The sequence below is a fragment of the Natrinema sp. 1APR25-10V2 genome, assembly GCF_031626495.1.
In the GTDB taxonomy this organism is placed as follows: Archaea; Halobacteriota; Halobacteria; order Halobacteriales; family Natrialbaceae; genus Natrinema.
On record NZ_JAMQOJ010000003.1, the window covers coordinates 96,856 to 118,100 of the forward strand.

The 21,245-nt window shown below is 58.6% G+C and carries 24 protein-coding genes and 1 tRNA gene; 16 read left to right on the forward strand and 9 right to left on the reverse strand.

Annotated elements, in window-relative coordinates:
- The first annotated feature begins 29 nt into the window (after positions 1-29).
- The 6 genes from NDO75_RS09805 (at position 30) to NDO75_RS09830 (ending at position 5,050) form a co-directional block, all read left to right on the forward strand.
- Positions 30-101, forward strand: a tRNA-Ala gene (locus NDO75_RS09805).
- 177 nt (positions 102-278) lie between these two features.
- Entirely contained in the window at positions 279-509 is a 231-nt protein-coding gene (locus NDO75_RS09810; protein ID WP_310905984.1) for a hypothetical protein, read from the forward strand.
- Between the two features lie 500 nt (positions 510-1,009).
- Positions 1,010-1,354: a hypothetical protein gene (locus tag NDO75_RS09815; RefSeq protein WP_310905986.1), complete on the forward strand. Its 345-nt coding sequence runs from the start codon at positions 1,010-1,012 to the stop codon at positions 1,352-1,354.
- A gap of 2 nt (positions 1,355-1,356) precedes the next feature.
- Positions 1,357-2,976 carry a DNA-binding protein gene (locus NDO75_RS09820; protein WP_310905987.1) on the forward strand — a complete coding sequence of 540 codons (1,620 nt, stop codon included), beginning with the start codon at positions 1,357-1,359 and terminating at the stop codon, positions 2,974-2,976.
- A gap of 655 nt (positions 2,977-3,631) precedes the next feature.
- Positions 3,632-4,558, forward strand: coding sequence for a hypothetical protein (locus NDO75_RS09825; RefSeq protein WP_310905988.1), 927 nt, complete (start codon positions 3,632-3,634; stop codon positions 4,556-4,558).
- A 237-nt stretch (positions 4,559-4,795) separates the two neighbouring features.
- Positions 4,796-5,050: a hypothetical protein gene (locus NDO75_RS09830; protein WP_310905989.1), complete on the forward strand. Its 255-nt coding sequence runs from the start codon at positions 4,796-4,798 to the stop codon at positions 5,048-5,050.
- 583 nt (positions 5,051-5,633) lie between these two features.
- Here the strand turns inward: NDO75_RS09830 and NDO75_RS09835 are convergent.
- The 6 genes from NDO75_RS09835 to NDO75_RS09860 all read right to left on the reverse strand — a co-directional run bounded on the left by NDO75_RS09835 (position 5,634) and on the right by NDO75_RS09860 (position 11,111).
- Positions 5,634-6,017, reverse strand: coding sequence for a hypothetical protein (locus NDO75_RS09835; RefSeq protein ID WP_310905991.1), 384 nt, complete (start codon positions 6,015-6,017; stop codon positions 5,634-5,636).
- Between the two features lie 166 nt (positions 6,018-6,183).
- A complete protein-coding gene (locus tag NDO75_RS09840) occupies positions 6,184-7,356 on the reverse strand; it encodes a hypothetical protein (RefSeq protein WP_310905992.1) in 1,173 nt (390 codons plus the stop codon).
- The gene (locus NDO75_RS09845) at positions 7,353-8,138 is read right to left on the reverse strand and encodes a hypothetical protein (protein WP_310905993.1); all 786 of its coding nucleotides are present in this window, start codon (positions 8,136-8,138) and stop codon (positions 7,353-7,355) included. Before NDO75_RS09845 ends, NDO75_RS09840 begins: the two co-directional genes overlap by 4 nt.
- Positions 8,135-8,836, reverse strand: a complete 702-nt coding sequence (locus NDO75_RS09850) for a hypothetical protein (protein WP_310905995.1) — start codon at positions 8,834-8,836, stop codon at positions 8,135-8,137. The genes NDO75_RS09845 and NDO75_RS09850 overlap by 4 nt, the downstream gene beginning before the upstream one ends.
- 87 nt (positions 8,837-8,923) lie before the next feature.
- On the reverse strand, positions 8,924-10,543 hold the full coding sequence (locus tag NDO75_RS09855; RefSeq protein ID WP_310905997.1) for a hypothetical protein: 1,620 nt from the start codon (positions 10,541-10,543) through the stop codon (positions 8,924-8,926).
- A gap of 139 nt (positions 10,544-10,682) precedes the next feature.
- Positions 10,683-11,111: a hypothetical protein gene (locus NDO75_RS09860; protein WP_310905999.1), complete on the reverse strand. Its 429-nt coding sequence runs from the start codon at positions 11,109-11,111 to the stop codon at positions 10,683-10,685.
- Positions 11,112-11,208: 97 nt separating this feature from the next.
- Between NDO75_RS09860 and NDO75_RS09865 the strand changes: the two genes are divergently transcribed.
- Positions 11,209-11,394, forward strand: a complete 186-nt coding sequence (locus NDO75_RS09865) for a hypothetical protein (RefSeq protein ID WP_310906001.1) — start codon at positions 11,209-11,211, stop codon at positions 11,392-11,394.
- A 112-nt stretch (positions 11,395-11,506) separates the two neighbouring features.
- Here the strand turns inward: NDO75_RS09865 and NDO75_RS09870 are convergent, their stop codons facing one another.
- Positions 11,507-12,307 (reverse strand): hypothetical protein, encoded by an 801-nt coding sequence (locus NDO75_RS09870; RefSeq protein ID WP_310906002.1) that lies wholly within the window; start codon positions 12,305-12,307, stop codon positions 11,507-11,509.
- Positions 12,308-12,628: 321 nt separating this feature from the next.
- Here NDO75_RS09870 and NDO75_RS09875 point away from each other — a divergent pair, with 321 nt between their 5' ends.
- Complete coding sequence (locus tag NDO75_RS09875) at positions 12,629-13,045, forward strand: type IV pilin N-terminal domain-containing protein (RefSeq protein ID WP_310906779.1); 417 nt, start codon at positions 12,629-12,631, stop codon at positions 13,043-13,045.
- A 6-nt stretch (positions 13,046-13,051) separates the two neighbouring features.
- The gene (locus NDO75_RS09880) at positions 13,052-13,519 is read left to right on the forward strand and encodes a type IV pilin N-terminal domain-containing protein (protein ID WP_310906003.1); all 468 of its coding nucleotides are present in this window, start codon (positions 13,052-13,054) and stop codon (positions 13,517-13,519) included.
- A gap of 10 nt (positions 13,520-13,529) precedes the next feature.
- Here the strand turns inward: NDO75_RS09880 and NDO75_RS09885 are convergent, their stop codons facing one another.
- On the reverse strand, positions 13,530-13,790 hold the full coding sequence (locus tag NDO75_RS09885) for a MarR family transcriptional regulator (RefSeq protein WP_310906004.1): 261 nt from the start codon (positions 13,788-13,790) through the stop codon (positions 13,530-13,532).
- A 620-nt stretch (positions 13,791-14,410) separates the two neighbouring features.
- Between NDO75_RS09885 and NDO75_RS09890 the strand changes: the two genes are divergently transcribed.
- Positions 14,411-15,421, forward strand: a complete 1,011-nt coding sequence (locus NDO75_RS09890; protein WP_310906005.1) for a tyrosine-type recombinase/integrase — start codon at positions 14,411-14,413, stop codon at positions 15,419-15,421.
- 179 nt (positions 15,422-15,600) lie between these two features.
- Here NDO75_RS09890 and NDO75_RS09895 read toward each other — a convergent pair whose 3' ends face one another.
- On the reverse strand, positions 15,601-15,798 hold the full coding sequence (locus NDO75_RS09895) for a hypothetical protein (protein WP_310906006.1): 198 nt from the start codon (positions 15,796-15,798) through the stop codon (positions 15,601-15,603).
- A 551-nt stretch (positions 15,799-16,349) separates the two neighbouring features.
- Here NDO75_RS09895 and NDO75_RS09900 point away from each other — a divergent pair.
- The 6 genes from NDO75_RS09900 to NDO75_RS09925 all read left to right on the forward strand — a co-directional run bounded on the left by NDO75_RS09900 (position 16,350) and on the right by NDO75_RS09925 (position 21,114).
- Positions 16,350-17,057, forward strand: a complete 708-nt coding sequence (locus NDO75_RS09900) for a hypothetical protein (protein ID WP_310906007.1) — start codon at positions 16,350-16,352, stop codon at positions 17,055-17,057.
- Between the two features lie 111 nt (positions 17,058-17,168).
- Entirely contained in the window at positions 17,169-18,284 is a 1,116-nt protein-coding gene (locus NDO75_RS09905; RefSeq protein WP_310906008.1) for a GNAT family N-acetyltransferase, read from the forward strand.
- A gap of 173 nt (positions 18,285-18,457) precedes the next feature.
- Positions 18,458-19,183 carry a helix-turn-helix domain-containing protein gene (locus NDO75_RS09910; protein WP_310906009.1) on the forward strand — a complete coding sequence of 242 codons (726 nt, stop codon included), beginning with the start codon at positions 18,458-18,460 and terminating at the stop codon, positions 19,181-19,183.
- A gap of 289 nt (positions 19,184-19,472) precedes the next feature.
- Positions 19,473-20,549, forward strand: coding sequence for a hypothetical protein (locus tag NDO75_RS09915; protein ID WP_310906010.1), 1,077 nt, complete (start codon positions 19,473-19,475; stop codon positions 20,547-20,549).
- 109 nt (positions 20,550-20,658) lie between these two features.
- Positions 20,659-20,979, forward strand: a complete 321-nt coding sequence (locus NDO75_RS09920) for a 30S ribosomal protein S24e (protein WP_254761849.1) — start codon at positions 20,659-20,661, stop codon at positions 20,977-20,979.
- Entirely contained in the window at positions 20,980-21,114 is a 135-nt protein-coding gene (locus NDO75_RS09925; RefSeq protein WP_310906012.1) for a 30S ribosomal protein S27ae, read from the forward strand.
- Positions 21,115-21,245: the final 131 nt, after the last annotated feature.

Genomic DNA, 21,245 nt, shown 5'->3' on the forward strand with positions numbered 1-21,245 from the left:
AAATAGAGACCGCGGGTAGGAACGTGCGAGGGCTCGTAGATCAGTGGTAGATCGCTTCCTTCGCAAGGAAGAGGCCTCGGGTTCAAATCCCGACGAGTCCATTCGACTCTTGTCACGTTTCGAATTGTCCGATTAGTCGCCAGTCTCACGGCTGATGCAGAATTATGCACTGATCACGGGTTCGTACAAACCCCCTCCGAGAATCGAGGGACTAACGATGTCGAATCCGGGTCGGCGCTGTCCGGTGATTTTCGCGAAGGAAATCGGGGGTGGTCGGCATGAGTACCTCATTCTTGAGACAGGTATCACAGCCTACCTGTCTCCATTGTGGTACCCACGTCACCGACCAGTTCCGTCGTGTCTTCGGTGACGACGACGATCGGGCCCACCGCTGTGGCGACTGCGATACCTACGCGCGACTGAGCCGCGGCTCCGCTGCCGGCGTTGACGTACCGGTCCCCGATCCGGAAACGTCGCCCGGACGCCATGGCGGTGAGGCCGATGCGTGACGAGTTCGTTCCAGCGAGTCGGCTGTACGATGTCGAGAGTCGGACGCTCATCGCCCATCCGGCCCATCAAGCGACTGACTCGGACGTTCAGCGGGCGCTCGAAAGTAGAGAGGCCCAGCCCAACGGCAACCGCTCCTCAAGCACGCTTGAGGAGTATACGAACGGCCAGAGTGGAGATGACCGTCTGATAGCGGTCTCCTCCACTATACGAACTCAGAGGACGCAATCGGTAGGTGGTGATTGTGGTGCCAAGTTGTGGTCCCCGAAGTCCACTGTCTACTCTACAGCAGGACCAGATAAAGGGGACAATAGCGGCTGTACCCTCCGATATTACTACTCCAGAATAATTCCTCGTGACACGGGTCAGGAAGACGGTGATCCGTAATGAGCCGCCTCGTCGAGTCTGACGAGTGCGAGCGATGCGGTGACCGCGTCGATGCGCTTCGACGGCTTTGTCCGGACTGTACGCGTGCGGTTCGCGACGCGCGGGAGGGGCCGCTATGAGTCCTCGAGTGTCGGAACTCGAAAGTTCGAGGGTTACCGGTCATGCTAATCGAGACGGCCGTGACCTCGAGGCCGAGTTAGCGAGTTCGGCAGCCGGACAATTCGGCGTTTCCGTCGACGCGATCTGCGTGGGCTGTGGGCGGACGCGCGTCAAGCGTGCGAGCCTCGAGGAGATGGATCAGCACCCGCAGGCCGATCCGGCTGACCTCGAGGCGGGCGACTGCACGTCGTTCAAGCACGTCTGCTACGGCTGTCAGAGCGCGACGTGGTGGAACCCCGTCGCCATCCTCACCGGATTGCTCGAGAGCGAGCAGGAACGCGAGCGCGATCGAGGTGAGTAGCGGTGTCGCAGGTCGAGACGACACCGCACGAGATCGAGGGCCGCTGGAAGTGGCCCGATTGGGGCCGCGGACCGTACGACGCGCTGTCGTCGGTGATGCTCGGTCCTCCGTTCGAGGGTTACCTTGAACTGGACATCGAAGTCGACGGCGAGCCCTGGCACCTGGAGGTGCGCTACAGTAAGTCCGGATTCGCCCCGCGACTGTCGGACGGAATCAACGCTGAACGGCTCTACGAGTGGGATATCGTGGGCCGTGGGCGCGGCGAGCGGAAAGCCTCGTTCAATCTCTCACCGCGGTTCCCGAACATGCGTCACTGGGAGAGCGGTGAGCGGTTGCAACTCCCCTGGGAGAATCAGGTCGGCGAAGTCGACGGCGTCGACGTCGAGTTCCACACGAGTAATATCGAGCCCGACCGCGGCCTCGAGCTCATGCCGGAGTTCTTCGCGGCCGTGTTCGACCACGCCGGCGAGCGAGTCCATCCGGAGTACTTCCGGGCCGATCCGCACGAGGCGAGTCGAATGTGGGCGTATGAGCGGTACGTTCGGATCCGACGTGAGTGGGCGGAAAAGCTCTCGTCGGCCGGCGTGTTCCAGAAGGTCGCACACTATCTCTCCGACCTCGAGGGCGTGAAGGCCGAGCTACACATCGATAACCGGGAGATCGTCAACCACCAGAACCGGCTGTTCTTGAATCCGACATCGGCTGGCGAGTTGCTGCCGGGGCACACCTACGGGCGGAAGTTCGAGATCTACCAGCTGAAGGACCCGGACGCGGTGTCGAAGAATCACCCGTCGTACCATCCGAAGGTGGAGGTCTTGGTGAACAAGTCGATGAACGACGGCGAGGCATGGGCGTGGGCCGATCGCCACGAGGTGACCGAGCAGATCGAGGAGACGCTGTTGAACGCGCTCCACTGGGAAGACATTCCGCTCGGACCCGATGGAAACGGCGTCTACATCGCTGACGATCACTTCGACGCCGTCGCCCGTGACGATCAGGTCGAACTCTACGAAGATCCGACGCCGCGCCTCGAGGCGAAGACGGACCACCTCTTGATGACGACGCTGCGGGATATGGGCGAGACTGCCCGCGACGTGACCGAGACGGTCGCGACCGACGGCGGGTCGACTGTTGACGGACTCGCCGACCAGCTGGGGAAACATCCCGCGACGATCTACCGAGCGATCAACGATCTCGGCGAAGTCCTCGAGCTCGACCAGGGCGACGTATCGTTCCGGGCCCGGAAGTACCGCGAGGAACTCCGGGCGCTCGTCGAGTCGGCCGAGTACGCGATCGAGAGCTACGCCGATCGGATGCAGCACCTGATGGGCCTGGCCGATCACGTCGCCGAGTCGTCGCCCTTCCAGGAATGGCTCGCGAAGAACGGCGCCAACCTCTCGTTCGACGACCAGGGCGAGCCCCGGCGGATGCGGATCGACACGATACTCTCACGGCTGAAGTCCGATAGCTTCGAGAACGTCCAGACGATCGCCGCAGAGGCCCTCGAGAAGTGGTCGAAGTCGGGGAACGATCCGACGGTCCTCCGCGGCGTCGAGCTGACCTGGCAGACTCCTGGCGGAGGGACTGAAACCGGATTCGTCGGCGCTGTTGCCGATCGCTGAACCGGCCTGGATAGTGGCAACACTACCCCCCTATTTCGTTTGCGCAACCACACTTTCATCAGCGGCTGATTTTCACAACTGAGGTTGTATTCCAGCAGGGGGTAGCCGCGGCGATCGCCACGACCGCCCCGCGACGCCTTCGGGTCGGATTCGCGCTGCGCGCGAACCGCCCCTTGGCGGGTGTCGCCAAGGCGACAGCGCTAAAAAATTACAGCGCCCCATCCCCACCTCTGTACAGAGATTTCCAGTTGAAGCACATGAAACAGGGGTCTCTGATTCTCATTTCGCGATAAGATGTTGATCTAACTGCCATGACTTAACACGATTTAAGGGGTACCGTAGGAATTGGCGAGTAATGGGACGAAACGGGGCCGAACTATCTACACGTCTAATCATATTCACCATTGCTGTCATCGTTGCATATATGGGGATTCTTGTTCTGAACAGTGTCATCGATGCTAGTTCTTTCCCTGGCCCGTTTCACAATACAGCGCTCAAACTAGCGAATAGGATGACCATCTCGATAATCCTGGGTGTCCCTACTGGAGTAGTAGTGGTCCTGTCTTTTCTCATTTGGTTCTCTAATCGAGGGAGAAGATAGTCGATACGTCCGATCACCGCCACCAATATATGTGTACAATGTATTAGATAAAATATGACCACTACAAATATATCTGACACAGAAGTGAGGGAATTCATATATCTTGATAAAGTCGCCGTGAACAGCCTCTTTGCCTCTATGTATATGGCTGTCCCTCAAGCAATAAGCCAGGTTGCTGAGGAACACGAAGAAAAGGAGGTTTCGAGCAGTGTGGATGGTGGAATAGACCTCCCCTCACTCCTTAAATTCGGTTTATCAGCCACTTCAACGGATCGAAAGGGAGAAAGAGGATTATCGGAGGTAGACAAGAACATCACTGATCAATATAGGTTCAGTATATTAATCGAGGCTCTCGAAAATAGCGAAGACATAGATGTTTATGATATAAACGAAGGCGCTGATGTAAGCGGAATTCAAACTGGCGATTTGGTTAAGATATCTGGCGAATGTCGGACAGATCCGTTGTATCCTTTAGCAAATGCAGTACAGCTTTTCATGACTGCAACAAGTAGCATCCCTACCGGAAATTCATTTTTCACATCCCTTTTAGAGAGCCAGTCTGATAAAGGAGAATTTGAGAATGTGATTGACCTTGTATATAATGGAAGAGTTGGAATGAAAGTTGTTCCTGAGGATACTTCTGATAGATTTGGGTTAGTGATAAATGAAAAAGACACCTGGATTGATCCACAACAAGAATTCAATACTGCGAATCAATATACAATTCTAGGCCGTGTCCAAGAACAAGTGCCGGAAAATGAAGTATGGGACTTATTAGAGATATTTAGAGTTCTTAGTTCTGTTTCTACGAATGAAGAGGTGATGGATCTGAGGATAGAAATAATTGGAAAGCTAATGCAGAAATTAGAAGAAAGTGCCGAAGATAGCGATACAGCGTCAATTATCCCAGAAATAGACCCTGACGATTTCATAATTGACGGCCCGGCGACCATTATAAATCCGATTGCGATATACTGGTGAGTGGCTCTAATTCAGATTCCACATTAGCAGATACCTTCCCCTGGGGTTGCACACCGACAGAATCCAATTCCCGAATATGCACACGAACCGCGACTCGTCGTGTGCAGATCTCGAGTCGGCCCATCACTCGAATCGGTATTCCTCTCCAATTGACCGACATGTTCCGCCGATTTCGGGCCGAAATGGGCCATTCAGTGAGTCGAAAAAACTAGGATTTTGGGGGTCGTGTGTACGAGCATGCGAATCAGAACCGATGGCGACTATGCGTATCGACGAGACGCGATCGAGCGTGCAGCTGACTTCTACGACTGCAACAACACGAAGGCCGTGGTGAATGCCTGCGACGACGTTCCGACATTCGTCCAGGCCGCTCGCCGTGTCCTCGAGCGCGACGATCTTACGCTCGAGCAGCGCCAGGAGATCGCCGAGACGCTCTCGACGCGAGCAGTGACGTTCAACGTGGAGTCCGAGATTACTGTCGACACGGATTAGTTCATTTTCCTATAGAGATTGAGTACGGGACGGAACCATACTGAGAGGGAGTCTGACGATATGCAATAAATTTCTGAGGACTAACGGCTAGGGAGTTATATGGTAACACATCTCGTGAGCGGATCAGTATGGTCACCTACGAACAGTACTCAGGCCTAAGTGACCTCCCTCGACGGTACCGGAAGCGTGTGAAGTCACAGATGTTCGACGATGAAACGTTCGTACAGGCAATCGACATAAAGAGCGGGCGGATTCGCTCGAAACACAATCCAAAACTCGTTCTTACTGACAACCGGATCATACGGCTCAAATCAGGGATGGTGCGCTCCAAGAGCGAAGACTACCAACTAGACGAGATTACAAGTATTCAGTTTGACCGCGGAATACGGAAGAGCAAACTCAAACTGCAAGGCTCAGCCATCGACGACGAGTACACGGTCACGAAGCGACTTGGACAACCATTCGCAAGTGCGGTCCGAGAGCAAATGGCTAATAGTCAACCTTCGCAGACAAGTGGATAGCTAAGATCGTCGACGGGGCTAAGCTGCCTGCAATTCGAGGGTCAAGAAGAGAGAGACTGCTATTAGAAAACCGAGTCAATCGATATCTTCGCCTGCTGGGTTCCCCGGTGATCGCCGCCACCGTGCCAGCGCAACAACGGGAGATCGCATGAACGTACCATTTTGTCATTGAGGATCGTACAACCCGACCGCCCATGCGGGCGGTAGACGACGAAGCAATACCAGCCGTCGTGCCGCCGAAGCGTTTCGTGGTATTCTCGATAGACCTTCCAGTTCCCGGGCTGGCCGTCCGCGTGCTCGTGCATCGTGCTCTTAATCTCAACGGGCGTCCCGTTCCCGAATCTCGCGTCGTGCCAGCTGGCCCGCTCGAGATCGAACCGGCGCTTCTCGGCCATCCGTTTCTCGACGGCTGTCCCGAAATGATTCGCTCGCTTCGAGCGATTCACGCGGACCACGCGCGTCGCGCGCCACTATATATACTCCTCCGCCGGACCCGTACCGCGCGCCCATCGGTCGCGCTGCTCCCGTCAGGGAGAGCGCGCGGTGAGCGGTGGGCTGCAACCGTTCTAAAGGGGGGTAGGTGGAAGTTTGAAGGTTGGAATCCGGCCGCAGTCATGCGATCACCTGCTCGACGCTTTCAACCCATTCGCGCTTCTCGCGGTCGCCCTCGTTGTAATCCTCCAACCAGTTGTAGACCGTCGTGTTGCTGAACGGGACGAACGTCGATGCCTGATTCGGCGTCATGCCCTCGTCGACGCAGGTCTTGATCGTCCACATCGCCACCTGCTTTACGTCGTCTTTCTCGAGGGCGTCCTCGTCGACCTCTTCGCCGTCGGGCGCGGTCCACGACCAATCCGACGCTTCCTCGGTCGCCATCGACCAGTCAGTTGGTGGGATACCCTCGAGCGGACGAGGATCGACGTCGACGAGTTTCCCGCCGGAGACGCGGTCGGCGACGACCGCGCGCTTCTTACTGACTTTCTTGATAATTGTGCCGACGCGCCACAGCATCGGATGGATCGACGATTCGTCGTGTCCAATGTAGATCAGCGCACCGCCGTACTTGCGGATCTTGAATACAAGCGGCCCCATTAGCTTCCGTACGAGGTGGCCGTTCTCGCCGGTCCCGCTGGCCGCGCTCGAGAACTCGTCTCCGACGAACAGCTTTGGGCGTTGGGCGTTCTCGACAGGGTTGCCGTCTTGGGCAACCCATTCCTCGAGCAGGGGATAGTGGGGAATCCAGCCGTCCTCAACGGTGCCGTCGTCACGAACCCAGTCGTCGTTGCGATCGAGCGTGCGGATGTTCGAGCCAACGAGGAGATCGCCGTCGACCCACCGCTCGCGGAGCTGTCCTAGGAGGCCAGCGAAGTCCGACTTCCCGGCACCCATCTCGCCAAGAATGACGATCACGGGCGCGGGACCCGCGACGATCTCCTGTAAGCGCGTTACGGCCTTGATACCCGCAAGGTCGGCCTGCTGGCTCGGGTCACCGATGTAGTGTTTCAGTGTGACCGTGTCGCCATTCTCGAGCGCCTGGCGCGCCGTATGGCCGCCCTCGGCTTTGAGGATGTCTCGGTTCTTTTGCACAGAGAGGTAGTCCGCAGCGGGCTTTGACTCCCAGCGATCGGGATCGTGGTGGATCGCTCGGACGGCGAGCTGACGATCGATCTGTTCGTCGCGAACGAACCCCGAATGCGGGAGCACCTCGTTGGGGTCACGCTCGTGGTTGTCGTCCTGATACTCGCGAAAGCCGCCGACCGTGTAGTTGTCCTGCTCGTCGCTCATCGGTCAGTCCCTCCATCTGTTGCGGCCTGCTCAGCGGTCGCTGGCGGGCCACTGACGGTGTCGATACCGTGACTGTCGGCGTAGTCCTCAACGTGCTCGGTCACGTCTTTGACCACGTCGTCATTGGCGTTCTCAGCATCTTTCTTCGCCGCGTCGAAGCGGTCCTTCACCGCCGTTCGCGGGTTCATCAGCCCACGCTCGTCGGCTTCCGCTTCCTCGTTGATCACGTCTCCCTGGATCTGGAGCCCCATCTTCGAGATGCGGCCACGGAGTCGATTGTACTCCAGGAAGGCGTCGACGAGGTCGCCGTGCACGTCCTCGAGCATGGCCTTCACCGTGACGAGTTTCGAGTCGGCGAGTTGGCTCATGTAACACCCGCGAACCCGCAGTTCGTCGATGTCGCTTAGATACTCGAACTCCCGCACCTCGAACGCCTCTTCATCGTTGCAGCGGTACGGGGACGGTCCCTCGACGGTCTTCTCGCTCCAGATTTCCGGCGCAACGTAGTATTTCTCTCGAGTGTCCGTCACGCCGTTGATGTGGTGAACTTCGACCATATTCCGGGTTCGTAGCTGTTTGACCAGCCAAACGAAGAATCCGAACAGCGCTGGGCCGAACAGCATCGTGGCGGCCATCATGCCGACGACTACTGGCGGCACCTGGGGAATCGACGGTCGGAACACGAACAGCGCCGCGCCGATGCTGAACAGTACACCGAGTACCAGTATCTGAGCTTCTGCGACCACGTACGCGAATCGGTCCTTCCAGTTCCCGAATTTCATGCTTTGATCACTCCTTTGTCTTCCCGCCAGACGACGAACGCGGCCGCTGCACCGGACATAGCGACCGCGAGAATCATCCCCGACAGCAGGCCGCTCGTCCCACCGAAGTACCGAAGCGGGTTCTGTCCGGTCATCATGCCGGTCGAGAGCCGCACCGTCGCGCCGTTGACCGTCACCGCCGCGCCGTATCCCTGCTGTACCTCTTGGACCGGAAGCGTGACGATGTGAACGCCGCTCTCGAGGTCCTGCGTTGTCTTCGGGACGTGAACCGCGCCTTCTTCCTCGAGCCCGGCCAGCGCGTCCGCGACCGTCACCGACGTAGAAACGTCCGTCTGAATCGCCACGCGCACCCGGCCCTCGGAAAACTCCCAGCCCAAGATACGCGCCGAATCGCTGAATCGAATCGTCTCGTTCTTCTCGAGCGTGTCGGCTTTCGCTAGATCGACTTTCGTCGCGTTGCCCAGCTGGCCCTCGCCGTCGCCCCGATTGCCGCCGGACCGCTCGGGTAGCTGCGGCCGCGCCTCCTCGAGCCACGTTCGGACCTTCTCTCGTTGGACCGGCGGGAGTTCCTCGAGCCGGTGATTCTCCACCCACGTCCTGACCGTCTCGACGTAGGAATCCGGCGCGTCTTCCGGTTCGACGTTCTCGATTATCGGCCCGATCGGGGCGGGTAGCCTGTCCGTCTCGTTTGCTGTCACGTTCCCGTCCTGAGCCGCCACCGAGCCCATAAGCCCAAGGCTCAGGACTACCACCGCCAGCAACACAAAAAATCGTTTCATGGTAATTCAGTTCGAGGCCTTCCCAGCGACGAACAGCGCGACGACCGCGCCGACGACTACCAGCCCGATTGCCGGATTGCCGCCGAACAGATCACCGATCGTCACGCCGCCGCTGTCCGATCCATCCGAGAGGAGCGCCGCGCGGACTTCCTCACTCTTGTTCAAGTACGAGATGAAATCACTCGCGTTGTAGCTGTCGTACTTCGGATCGGTGTAGGTAGCGTTCTTTACCTCGTTCCCGCTGGAATCGTAGATCGCCTCGACCGTCAGATTCCCGTCTATCAGCGTCGTCTGAGTCCCGTTCTCATCTATGACGTAGAACGACTTCGAGTCCGTCGCGTTCGTCGTGTACGTCTGGCTCACCGAGACGCTATCCACGCCGTCCGTGAACAGCAGACCCTCTATCGTCTTGTTAACGGGATTCGTCGGAATCGGCTCGCGGGATGCACCGTCGGTCGTGCTTTCGTTCCACGTGATCCCCGTGTATCCGTCGATATGGACCTTCATCGTAGAGGTTTCCGTCAGATTCGGATTTGAGGTATCAAGCGTGTACGCCAGAGCCGTCCGATAGTCTCCCTCAGTCGCGTTACTGTCGCCGGAGAGGTAGCGGACCATACCCTCAGCGCCGCGTAGTTCGTTCGGCTCGAGCCGCCCAGCGTCCATCTCGGTGTACAGATCCGAGGCGATGTTCTGGTAATTCGAGATCATCGTCTGAGACTGGTTAGACCACTCGATTACCGTCTCATTCCACGCCTGAGGGTCGCTCACCTTCTGACCGGGCAGGCCATTCGCCGTGTCGTAACTGGTCCCCTCGTAGCTGTTGCGGACGTTGATCTGATTCGTGACACGGATGTTCTTGCTCGTCGGTCCGTTCAGCGAGAAAGCATAATCGTCGCCGTCCATGTTCAGGCCGATGGGAATGCTGTACCAGTGAATGTGACTCCCGCTGTTCGTAGTCGAACCGTCTGCGAACTGGGTCACGTACACTTCCCACTTGGCAGCCTGATACTGGTGCGTCGTGCCGTTAGCGAGCGTGTAGGTGTGGTTTACCAGGTCGCCGGTTAGGTACGGCGTGTCAGCATCGCCGCCCCAATTCGGGTCTACAGGGTTATACACGAACGATTTGTGAACATCTGGCTCGTTCGTGATGTTCCCGATATGGGCGAGTTGCGCCTGTTGCTTACTGTAGGTCTCGAGCGCGTTCACCTGCTTTTGCGAATAGTAGTCTTGAATCTCCGACCGAGCCATGTCGTCGGCTTCAGTCGTCGTGTTCCCCTGCTCGTAGGCGGTCGCGATCGCGTTGCGGCCCTCGAGCGAGGCGATTGTCGGAGTGTCTTCCGCGTAATTCCGCAGAACAGTCCGAATCGACTGCTCAGACTCCCATTCTGAGACAGCCATCCCGTGCAGCGTCGTCTGTGTCGCTGCCGGGTCGCCGTCATAGCTCGTCGTCTCTATATCGCCAGCAACGCAGGTAGACAGCAGATACGCCGCCTCATCATAGCACGAGTCCGAATCCTGAGCCGCCGCCGGGCTCGAGGCCGCGATCGGAGCGACGACCGAGCCGAGCAGCAGCGCGACGAGTAGGACCGAGAACGCGCGGTGGGCTATGGGCCGATGGGCCGCCATCAGATCACCCCCGCTGTCGAGATCGCCGCGAGAGTCACGGTCAACCCGGACGCCCCGTGGCAGTAGCCGAGAATCCCGTATCTGTACGCCTTACCGCCTGAAGCGCCGAAAAATCTGACATTCATGTCACTTACCTCCGTTAGCTCTCGTACGAGACGTACACCGCCGCGCCCGACACGTACATGAGCAGCGCGAGGCGGAGGATATCCGCCTGCACCAGTGACGCGAACGCCGGGACGAACACGTACAGCAGCGGAGCAGCCAGCGCGAGCCCGATAGCGATTAGCTCATTTTGTTCGTGTTTCGTCTGGTCGTTCAGGACGTTCGTCCCGAGAATCCAGAAGTCCGCGAACAACGTGATGAGCAGTGCCGCGGAGATCGACGCGCCGCCGACCGTCCAGATTGGCGCGGTAAAGTCGTACCCACCGAACACGTTAATTTGCATGGTGAAGATCCCGAAGATCATCGACGCCGTGATCGGCAGCAGCATCAGCGCCGCTACGTCCACGAGATCCACCTCGTTAGTTCCGTTACCGCTTCCGGTTGTGAAGTCTAGTACCGTTGCCATAGTGCAACGCATGGCTGGATGTCCCTACTCGCCGAAAAGGTCAGCAAAACCTAGTTTCAGCAAAGCTTATACCAAGGCGGGTTGCCCGCTTCGGCGTATGGCGCTGAACAAACTCCGGAAGTTAGACCAGAACTCTGCCGGCGTCACTCTCCCGAAAGACGACCTCCGTCTCGAGGGACTGCTCGACGAGGACGGCGAGATCGACGGCGAACACCACATCCACATCCGCCACGTCGACGACGGCCAGTGGTCGCTCGAACTCGTCGAAGAGATCGACGCATGAGCCAGCACCGTGGAACCGGGTTCTCAAATCTCCCGTAGGCGACGGCCGCGCGAGGTGCATAGAATTGGGTATCAATACTTGACATCGGTCGAAAGCCGGTTCCGATAGATAGTCAGAGGACTGTTCCGAGGTTTTCGGTAGCCTCGAGGGAGATGTGAATGTTCTTTTCCGATATCGTGACCGGGCCGTCTGCGACGGATTCGATTAGTTCGGCCAGCGATCTGAGATAGGAGTCTGATCGCTGCTCGCGGAATCCAATTGTGTTTCGGCCGTCGCGCTTGCTCGCCCGATTTTCGAGATAGCAGTAGACGAACGTCTCACGAACGTCTTCTGGAGCGTCGTCTAGATACGTCGGCAGCGACAGGTCTTGCTGCGCCTTTGGTCCGACCGGTGCCCCAAGCGTCACAAGTATTCGGCCGAGCACTGTCGAATTCTCCGTAGGCCGAACCTCATCCGCGCGGTCGCTATCGTCGGTATGAACGAACCGGTAGTCGATACCAGTCAGCTCAAGCGCATCGATGACGTTCGAATCTTCACCGCGGTGATTGAGCGCGAACGACGGCCGGTAGTCCCGCTGGCTAATCGATCCACCAGAAAAGACGTTCGCGACGAGCGCGTTTAAACCCGTGAACTCTGGATCACAGTAACCGGCCTCGAGCCAGCCATACTCTCGAGCCGCTTCGAGCCCACGGACGACATCAGGTGCACCGCCATCGTCGATCCACGTTCGAATTCGGGATCGTGGTGTATCCGTCGCGGTCGCAACGGCTTGAGAGCCTTTCTGGGGGTGCTTCGAGGCGTACCGCATGACATCTTGGTACTCTTCGACCGTATCCCACGGATCTGCGTACGCACCTCCGTCGTAGGTGCGCGCGAAGTCGTGCTCGTCGATAATCGGTTCGTCTCGCTCCATGGAAGAAAGTGAGAGCGAACCGCCAAATCCGTATCGTTTCGTCGACAAACAACCAAATCGCAAGACTGCGCGGCTTCAAGTGGCTGCTGTAATCCCGATAGCAGCTGTTGATTATCAGAGTTGAAAGTCTTATCATTTCAAGCGAATGTCACTGGCCTTTAACTATATATGGTAGCAGTTACGTGCTGATGGTAAGCACCAAAGTAGACGGTAGGAAGGCGCGTTGGGTTGGCAGTGGATTCCAATCCCCTGCGCGCAAAATGCGGTTTCAGACTACGACGCATAACCCTTCCGACCGTTCAGCTTGGTGCTGTGGTAAACATGGACTTAACGCAATACAGATCGAAGCTGATCGGAAGCGAAGACGAACGGGCCGTATCGCCTGTCATTGGTGTCATCCTTATGGTCGCCATCACGGTTATCCTCGCGGCCGTGATTGCGGCATTTGTGCTAGACATGGGACAGAGTCAGAGCGCTAGTGCGTCTGCAGCAGTTCAATTCGAAGAGTCGGGAAGTACTGTTGAGGTTACATTCGTCCAAGCTGACCGGCTTGACGAGCATTCGGGGTCCGGTACATATGCTCTTGAAATCACAGAAGGGTCCGGTACCAACTGTGAATTCCAAGGCGACGGTTCAGCAAATGTTGGTGGCAGTGCTACCTGTGATTCGAGTTCCTCGATCACCGTCGTTGGCACTTATCAAGGCGAACAGACTGTTGTTGCTAACTGGGATCCCTAATAACCCATGAATTCAAAGGATACAATGAATTCGGACGGTAATGAACGGGCTGTTTCGCCAGTTATAGGCGTAATATTAATGGTTGCAATTACCGTGATACTGGCAGCTGTAATTGCAGCATTTGTTCTGGACTTGGGTCAAGGTCAAAGCGCAAGCGCTTCAGCAGGTGTCGAATTTACTGAAGATGGTGACCACGTGAAGACACAGCTTATCCAAGTTGACCGTGCAGATAGCATCTATGTCCGGGTCACCGTTGATGGTAGCACCTATTGGGTTGCTCCAAATGGGGCTCATGACTCAAGTGATCGAACTGCGATCAACTCTTGGGATGTTGGAAGTTCGTTATCTATTAATTCAACCAGCCCTGGAACAAATGACGATCTAAGTAGTCTGACTGGTTCGAATCTCGAATCAATTACTGTCATTGGTGAATATCAAGGAGAGGACACAGTAATCCAGTCGTGGGATGAGTAATTAGCTTTCACTAACTTCTTTTTTTTAATTCATTGGCATCAATCTGGCCGGAGAGATACGCGCGACCTCGGTCAGTGATTTGATAGTAACTGCCGTTGACCTTCTCAATGAGATTAGCATTTTCGAGTTGACTCATTCGGCGGGAAACCCAGTTTCTCGAGTAGTCAAGATTAATTGCCGTAACTGCGGGGGAGAGAATCAAATCAGACTCATCGAGCAATTCAAGAATTCGGTTATCGGTCTGGTTCATCCACTCAACCCGCGGGCGCATACTCACTTCTCATCTTGGCGCATTTAACGGATATCGAATCTTGTTTGACCAAACACTATTCAATATCTAGTAGAACACGGATTAGTGGGTTAGAATTAAGTAGCCTCTGTTCCTGGGTGCGGTCAACGGAAGTCAGACGGACCCGCCGCTGCCCAGTCGGATCCTCAAGAGAAACGCGGACCCGGTGTTAGGGACACCGGCCCGCCTGACTTCCGTAACCAAGCTACGGAAGCATGTATTCGCGCGACGCTTCGGGGGATAAAGCCCTCGATCGACAGCATAGACCGGCCCACGGCCCACAGCCTACGGCCAGATCTAATTCCGATTTCGGAAATATCGGAAATCGGCTGAAACGCCGCTCGACAGTCACGAATGCGTGTCTGTCACGGATGCGGATGTTTTTCGGAAATATCGGAAACCGCCTTCTGACAACTAAGACGGTTGGCTATAGACAGTTCAATCAGCCGACGGACAGCAGCCGCGCGCGCCCCCAGGTACCAACCAACAGCGCACGCGGCTCGTCCGCGGTCCCACAAGAGTGAGACCATGCACAGAGAGAGACGCTACCACGGTAAGAGTACCGGATACTGTAACTGCACTAACCCGCTTGAGGTGGACCGATGAGCGACGGGTTGCAGCCGTTGTCTCCGGAGGAAGGTGTCGATCGGTTCCTCCGCCATCATCGGCCTGGTGTCCGCGAGACATCGTTTCGGAACGCGAAGCACCGCCTGTCGGTCTTCCTCGAGTGGTGCGATGAGCGGGACATCGGGAACCTGAACGATCTCGACGGCCGCGAACTCGCTGATTTCGTCGACTGGCGACGTGTCGATGTCGCTCCGATCACTCTCCAGAAACAGTTGAGTAGTGTTCGGCAGGCGCTCCGATGGTGGGCCGACATCGAGGCCGTCGACGAAGGTCTCGCGGAGAAGCTCCACTCGCCGGACCTCCCCGACGGGGCGCAGTCCAAGGATGTCTTTTTGGAACCCCGGCGAGCGAAGGCGGCGCTCGAATATTTCGACCGGCATCACTACGGCTCGCGAGACCATGCGTTGATCGCACTTCTCTGGCGGACGGGGATGCGCCGAAGTGCCGCCCAGTCGATCGACGTTGACGACCTTGAGCCGGACGACCACGCCGTCCGTGTGGAACACCGGCCCGAGAACGGGACGACGCTGAAGAACGGCGACGACGGCAACCGCTGGGTCTATCTCGGTCCGAAGTGGTTCGCGGTTCTCACCGCGTACCGTGACAATCCGGATCGACCGCGAGTAACCGACGACCACGGCCGTCAGCCGCTGTTCACGACGCAACAGGGGACTCGGCCGACGGGCGATACGATCTACAAGTGGGTGGTTCGAGCGCTGCACCCCTGTACCTACGGGGAGTGCCCGCACGACGAGACGCCGCGCTCGTGTGATGCACGAGGGAGTGACGGGCACCCTGCACAGTGCCCGTCAGCGCGATCTCCCCATGCGATTCGCCGCGGAGCGATCACGCACCATCTCAATCAGGAGACGACGCCCGAGGTCGTCAGCGAGCGCATGGACGTTTCGCTCGAGATCCTGTACGAACACTATGACGCACGCACCGAGCGCGAGAAGATGGAAGTCCGACGCGAGAACCTGCCGTAACTCACCATAATCATGAGAGATATGAGCCAAACCGTACGACTCGAACGGAATTCTACTTCCCGACGAGTCCATTCGTGTTTTCTGCCATCTCCAACTAGTCTCGAAGATCCATCGGTAGCACATCTGCGATCGGCGCCACTCGCTACCGACTGTAACTGCACACGTACTCGAGTAAGGGCTTACTCCGTGGGCTGTTCCTCGGGCGCTTCGAAGACGTCGTCTTCGTCCACGACGCGAAGCGAGGGATCCGCACACGAACAGTCGTTGTGCGGGCTGATCGGCCGAACCGTGCCGTCTCGAGTCACCCAGACGGGGAGCAGTTCCCCACAGTTTTCGCAGACGCCGGGGGCTTTCTCGCTGTCGTCGGAAGCTGTCATCGATTCGAACTCATTTGCGATATGTTACCAATGCTCTCTACACTGAAAGCACCTCGGGTTGGAAATCGACGGCTTCCTCGCCTCGTCGCGATAGTAACAACTGAACCGATGTACACACCGATCGCACAGTCAGCGGGTCTCGCTGCTCGCTGCTCGCTCCGAACCGCGCTTCCCTCGAGCGATCGGGTGTGCAGTGACGTTCAGTGGCTACTATCGTCCAAGATTCGGTATCTGCGCCAACGCGAGGGTGCATCGACTACGAGGCGGAGGAAGTGTCGATCGATCGAAGCGATGTGGACCAGAGACTCTGGCCAAGTTCCAGAATACACCGTACCACAGTGTATTTTGGTTTAAAATTTATGTTATGGCTTTGATCTGGCGATAGAGAGCTGATAAGATACCCTATTAGATGTTTGAGGGATAGAACATCATCTAGCCGATAGATTTTCTATAGTGGAAGAGAGCGCTATATAGAGAGCTAATAGGTACTGGCGCGAGGCAGTTGAAAAGCCAATCAACTCCGCTTGCGGCGGCTTCGACACACGATTCCCATGAGTTACCCAGCACACCCGATCCCCCACCGATCGACGAACCGGTCTCCGGTCGATCGTCCGATCTCGACCGATCGCGACGGTCTCTGTAATGAAGTGGTACGCGGTTTCGAGACCTGGATCGACAGGTACGACACGGGATCGCAGGAGTACGTCCGGTACAGCCTCCGGCGCTTCATCCGCCAGTACCTACGCGACACGTCCTACCAGCCGTTCGCGGAGACCATCTCGGTGCCCAAACGGACGGCGAAATGCGATCTCGTCATCGACGACAGCATCGGCGTCAAGATCATCCACAACCTCAACGCCGGCTCGAAGGAGTGGATTCACAAGCAACTGCGGTCGATCTTCCAGAACTACGATCACCTGATCATCTACGGTCACCAGATCGCGCCGGCGCATCTCGATATCTGGTATCAGATCAAGCGATCGCTCGGTCGCCGCTCGAGCCGTCGGGGATCGATCGCCGTCCTCCAGACGGTTCAGCGGATCGAGTACCGGACTCCGCTTACCAACAGGCGGGTACGGAAGGCCGTCGTTCACAAGACGTTCGTCTACCTGCTCTTTACCGCGTTCGTCCTCGCTGGTGGACAGTTCCTGTCGCTGACCGAGGGGTCGAACGTCATGGCACAGGCGTACGTTGGAGCGCTGATCGTCTTCAACGTCGTCGTCGTCCTCATGGGTGCGTTCCTCGTTCGTTCGCTGTAATCGCTATCGACGTCTGGCTGCGGTGCGAAACTGGTCGGCGGTCGTTACCGTCGTCAGGGCACGTCATAATCGACGGACTACCAAATAGGCGGCCCGTTCTGAAGGGGAACAATGGCACAAAAGACCGGCGGCAGTGCTCGCTCGAGTCTCCAACGGATCGGCTCGCTGTTCGCAAACCAGTACGGGCGATCCATCGGAAACGAAGGGTCGAACCTCGAGGTGCAGGTCGTCGACTCGGTCGACGCGGTCGGCAAGTCCGAGTGGAACGGGATCGTCGAACGATCGAGCCGTGGAAGCGTCTTCCACCGCTACGAGTGGGTCGACGCGATCGAGACGGGACTGGGGTATCCGGCCAGACATCAGGTGGTGAGGAAAGACGGGAACGCGATCGGCCTGCTGCCGAATTTCGTCGTGGGGATCGAGAAGACGCCGTTCAACCGGCTGTCATCGCTGTATCCCGGCTTCGGGGGACCGTTGCTCCCGACGGACACGAAAGCGTCCCTCGAGCGCGTGATCGAAACCGCTCCGGAACTCTGTCGCGGGCGGACGATCGTCCATCAGCTCCGCGGGCTCGATACGAGCTATCTCCGGTACAACGACGAACTGCAACGGCACGGCTATCGTCCGTATCGCCGCGAGTGTCGGTTCCTGCTCGATCTCACCAAGGGTCACGACCGGATCCGCGGGGAGATGAGCCGGAGTCGGCGGCGGGGGATCGAGCGCGGTCGAGAGACCGACTACGAAATCGTCGAGGAGGAACTCACGCGCGAGAACCTGCGTCGTTTCCATCGGACGTACGAGCGCGTGATGGACCGCGTCGGCGGGGACGTGTACCCGTTCTCGTTTTTCGAGGAACTGCAGGCGATGGACGATCGGCTCCTCTTGCTGACGGTCCGGATAGACGGCGAGTACGCGGGTGGCATGCTCGAGCTACTCGACGACGAGCGCGATGCGATCCACGGCTTTTTCGCCGCCGTTCCTCGAGAGTACTTCGACGATCACGCCTCGGAACTTCTCTACGATCACGTCTTTCAGTGGGGAATCGAGAACGGGTATGCGACCTACGACTTCGGGAGCACGAATACGGACTTCGAGGACGGCGTCTTCCGGTTTAAGGAGGGGTTCGGCGGGACGGCCGTTCCGGTCCTCGTGTGGGAGCGTGGTTGTAGCCCGCTCTGGAAACTGGTGAGAGCGGGTCGATCGTTCTATTGGCCCTACTACACGTAAGCCACCGTTCCTCGTCGCTCTGCGCCGGTAGTTCCCCTTCTACCCGACGAACGACGGTCACATGAGTATGCAGGTGATACCGTATCAGACTATATTTAAAACTGATATTCTGATATTCAATTAATTATAAACAGTCACAACTGTTTTCTATTAGCAGAGCATAATTAGGTAGCATGCGATACGTGACGTATGTTATCAAACCACCGCGGGGATACTTCGACCGGGGGGCGGAGCGTCTCCGTGAATCGGGGGTCACGTTCGAGTCTATCCAGAATATCGACCAACTGAGCGATGATACGATTATCACACACAAGGTCGTCCGTGGGGATGAATCGGCGGTCCGGGATACGCTCGAGGAGAGCGGGCCGGACGTCGTCGATTACCAACTCACCGACGCCGGCGAGATGACGATCCTTCAGTTGCACTACCGGCCCAGTGACCTCTCCCACGAGTTGCTGGCGGTCCACCGGCGACACGCGGCAGTCTTGGACTATCCGCTCAAGTACACGGGGCCTGAAAACCGGAGGCTTCGGGTTACGGAGATCGGCCGCGAGGAGTCGCTGCGACACATCATCGAGGAAACCGAGGCGCTCGTCGACGTCGAAATCGAGGCGCTCGGGAACTATGATCCGTCCGACAACCGTCCGTTCGCGGACCTGACGGACCGCCAGCGGGAGGTGCTCCGCGTCGCCGTCGAGGAAGGCTATTACGAGGAGCCGCGGCAGGTGACCTACGAGGACATCGCCGCCCGCCTCGATTGCTCTGCGGGGACCGTTGGACAGCACCTCCGCCGGATCGAGGCGCGTCTCATGTCGACGCTGATCACCGGTGAGGGAGCAGAGCAGTCCACCGAGGCCGAAGAGACTCGAGGGCCGACGCCGCCGAGTCCGTCACAGTAACGACCGGTTCCAGTCGACGGTGAGGTCGGGCGCACAGGGTGGACGCCCGATCCACCGATTCGACGCGACGACTCATCCGGCGGTGACGGCTCCGCAGCCGACAGCAGGACGGTCGTTTCGCTGCGGGTACCTTCTCGAGAGCGAGGTCGCCATCGGTCGCCGGCCCGCTCGGTTCGTCGTCACGTCCCGTCGATCGGGATTCTCGAGGCCGATCAGCGCGACTGTCGACGCCCGAGCGCGATCGGAACCGCGACGTGACTGGTATTCGGCTCGGGCACATAGCCGCTCTATGGCAACGGCCTACGTCGCACTCGACGACCGGTTGCTCGTCTGTACCGGCGACGGCTCCGAATCCGACGACTGGACGACGACAAGCCGTCTCGAGGGGGTCGACCTCGAGTGCGTCGCGACCGGTCCCGATGCGTCGGAACGGGTCTTCGTCGGCACCGTCGAAGACGGTCTGTTTCGAAGCACCGACGGCGGCGAAACGTTCGAGCACCTCGAGACCGAGTTCGCGGCAGCGGCTGGGACCGGCCGAGCGGACACGGACGAGGAACACGACAGCGACGCGGCTCCCCGAAACGACCGCATAACGTCAGTGACCGTCAGCCCGCACGATCCGCAGGTCGTCTACGTCGGCACCGAGCCCAGCCGAATCTATCGGTCGCGCGACGGCGGCGACTCGTGGACCCGCCTCGAGGGGCTGACCGACCTCCCGTCGGCCGACGAGTGGTCGTTTCCGCCCCGTCCCCATACCCACCACGTCCGCTGGCTCGCGGTCGATCCGTTCGATCCCGACCGCCTCTACGTCGGGATCGAGGCCGGCGCGTTCGTCTACACGCCCGACGGCGGCGAGACCTGGCGCGAGCGGCCCGACGGCTCCCGACGGGACAACCACAGCCTCGCGACCCATCCCGATCGGGAGGGCCGGGTCTACGCCGCGGCCGGCGACGGCTACGCCGAGAGCGACGACGGCGGCCGGTCGTGGCGACGACCGCAGGACGGCCTCGAGCACCGATACTGCTGGTCGGTCGTCTCCGATCCCGCTGACCCGGACCGGGTCATGGTCTCGAGCGCACGCGGCGCGTGGTCGGCCCACACCGCGAGTCGAGCGGATTCCCACGTCTATCGGCGCGACGGAGCGGGGAAGTGGGAACGGCTCGACGGCCGCGGGCTGCCGACCGGCGAGGGCGTCGTTCGAGCGACGTTCGCGACGACCGGCGAGTCAGGAGTCGTCTTCGCGGTGACCAACTGCGGACTGTTCGTCACGCGGGACTTCGGCGATTCGTGGGATCGAGTGGGAATCGACTGGGGCGAGGAACTCGAGGGACGGACGCCCCGTGGACTGGTCGTTGTGGACGACTAACGAACCGCATCGCGCATATCCGAGCACGGAGACGCGCAGACAGTGAGGGTGAGCGCTTCGAAATCCTTTTAGGCGCTACACGGGGATAGTAGGGTAACTGAGTGATATCATGGACGTCGACATCATCTCCGAGGAGGAGAACCCAATGTTGCATCGAACCGACGTGACCTTCGAACTGTCCCACGAGGACGCCACCCCCGAGCGACTGCAGGTTCGGGACAGCCTCGCCGCGAAGCTGAACAAGGACGCCGACGAGGTCGTCATCCGCAAACTCGACACCAAGTTCGGGATGCGCAAGACCGTCGGTCAGGCGAAGGTCTACGACACCGCCGACTACGCCCGCGAGGTCGAACAGGACCACATGCTCGAGCGCAACAAGATCGGTGCCGAGGAAGAGGCCGAAGCCGAGCCCGAAGCGGAGGAAGCCTAAATGGCGCACTACGACCTCTACGGCGACGACGGCAGCACCGAGGGCGAACTCTGCCCCCGCTGTGGCGACGCCTTCCTCGCCGACCACGGCGACCGCAAACACTGCGGGAAGTGCAGCTACACCGAGTGGGAGTAAGGCGATGTGCCGAGCGCAAGCGAGGCACATCGGAACAGCGAACGGTGGAAGTGAACCGTAAGCGAGGGGGCGAGCGAAGCGTCCACCCTCGAGAAATGCGAACGGTGACCGAAGTGAACCGTGAGCGAGCG

Bases quoted from the DNA above. Each gene is read 5' to 3' on its own strand.
- NDO75_RS09810 (WP_310905984.1), top strand. From the start codon at position 279: ATGAGTACCTCATTCTTGAGACAGGTATCACAGCCTACCTGTCTCCAT.
- NDO75_RS09815 (WP_310905986.1), top strand. From the start codon at position 1,010: ATGAGTCCTCGAGTGTCGGAACTCGAAAGTTCGAGGGTTACCGGTCAT.
- NDO75_RS09825 (WP_310905988.1), top strand. From the start codon at position 3,632: ATGACCACTACAAATATATCTGACACAGAAGTGAGGGAATTCATATAT.
- NDO75_RS09830 (WP_310905989.1), top strand. From the start codon at position 4,796: ATGCGAATCAGAACCGATGGCGACTATGCGTATCGACGAGACGCGATC.
- NDO75_RS09840 (WP_310905992.1), bottom strand. From the start codon at position 7,356: ATGAGCGACGAGCAGGACAACTACACGGTCGGCGGCTTTCGCGAGTAT.
- NDO75_RS09845 (WP_310905993.1), bottom strand. From the start codon at position 8,138: ATGAAATTCGGGAACTGGAAGGACCGATTCGCGTACGTGGTCGCAGAA.
- NDO75_RS09855 (WP_310905997.1), bottom strand. From the start codon at position 10,543: ATGGCGGCCCATCGGCCCATAGCCCACCGCGCGTTCTCGGTCCTACTC.
- NDO75_RS09860 (WP_310905999.1), bottom strand. From the start codon at position 11,111: ATGGCAACGGTACTAGACTTCACAACCGGAAGCGGTAACGGAACTAAC.
- NDO75_RS09865 (WP_310906001.1), top strand. From the start codon at position 11,209: ATGGCGCTGAACAAACTCCGGAAGTTAGACCAGAACTCTGCCGGCGTC.
- NDO75_RS09870 (WP_310906002.1), bottom strand. From the start codon at position 12,307: ATGGAGCGAGACGAACCGATTATCGACGAGCACGACTTCGCGCGCACC.
- NDO75_RS09875 (WP_310906779.1), top strand. From the start codon at position 12,629: ATGGACTTAACGCAATACAGATCGAAGCTGATCGGAAGCGAAGACGAA.
- NDO75_RS09880 (WP_310906003.1), top strand. From the start codon at position 13,052: ATGAATTCAAAGGATACAATGAATTCGGACGGTAATGAACGGGCTGTT.
- NDO75_RS09885 (WP_310906004.1), bottom strand. From the start codon at position 13,790: ATGCGCCCGCGGGTTGAGTGGATGAACCAGACCGATAACCGAATTCTT.
- NDO75_RS09890 (WP_310906005.1), top strand. From the start codon at position 14,411: ATGAGCGACGGGTTGCAGCCGTTGTCTCCGGAGGAAGGTGTCGATCGG.
- NDO75_RS09895 (WP_310906006.1), bottom strand. From the start codon at position 15,798: ATGACAGCTTCCGACGACAGCGAGAAAGCCCCCGGCGTCTGCGAAAAC.
- NDO75_RS09900 (WP_310906007.1), top strand. From the start codon at position 16,350: ATGAGTTACCCAGCACACCCGATCCCCCACCGATCGACGAACCGGTCT.
- NDO75_RS09905 (WP_310906008.1), top strand. From the start codon at position 17,169: ATGGCACAAAAGACCGGCGGCAGTGCTCGCTCGAGTCTCCAACGGATC.
- NDO75_RS09910 (WP_310906009.1), top strand. From the start codon at position 18,458: ATGCGATACGTGACGTATGTTATCAAACCACCGCGGGGATACTTCGAC.
- NDO75_RS09915 (WP_310906010.1), top strand. From the start codon at position 19,473: ATGGCAACGGCCTACGTCGCACTCGACGACCGGTTGCTCGTCTGTACC.
- NDO75_RS09920 (WP_254761849.1), top strand. From the start codon at position 20,659: ATGGACGTCGACATCATCTCCGAGGAGGAGAACCCAATGTTGCATCGA.
- NDO75_RS09925 (WP_310906012.1), top strand. From the start codon at position 20,980: ATGGCGCACTACGACCTCTACGGCGACGACGGCAGCACCGAGGGCGAA.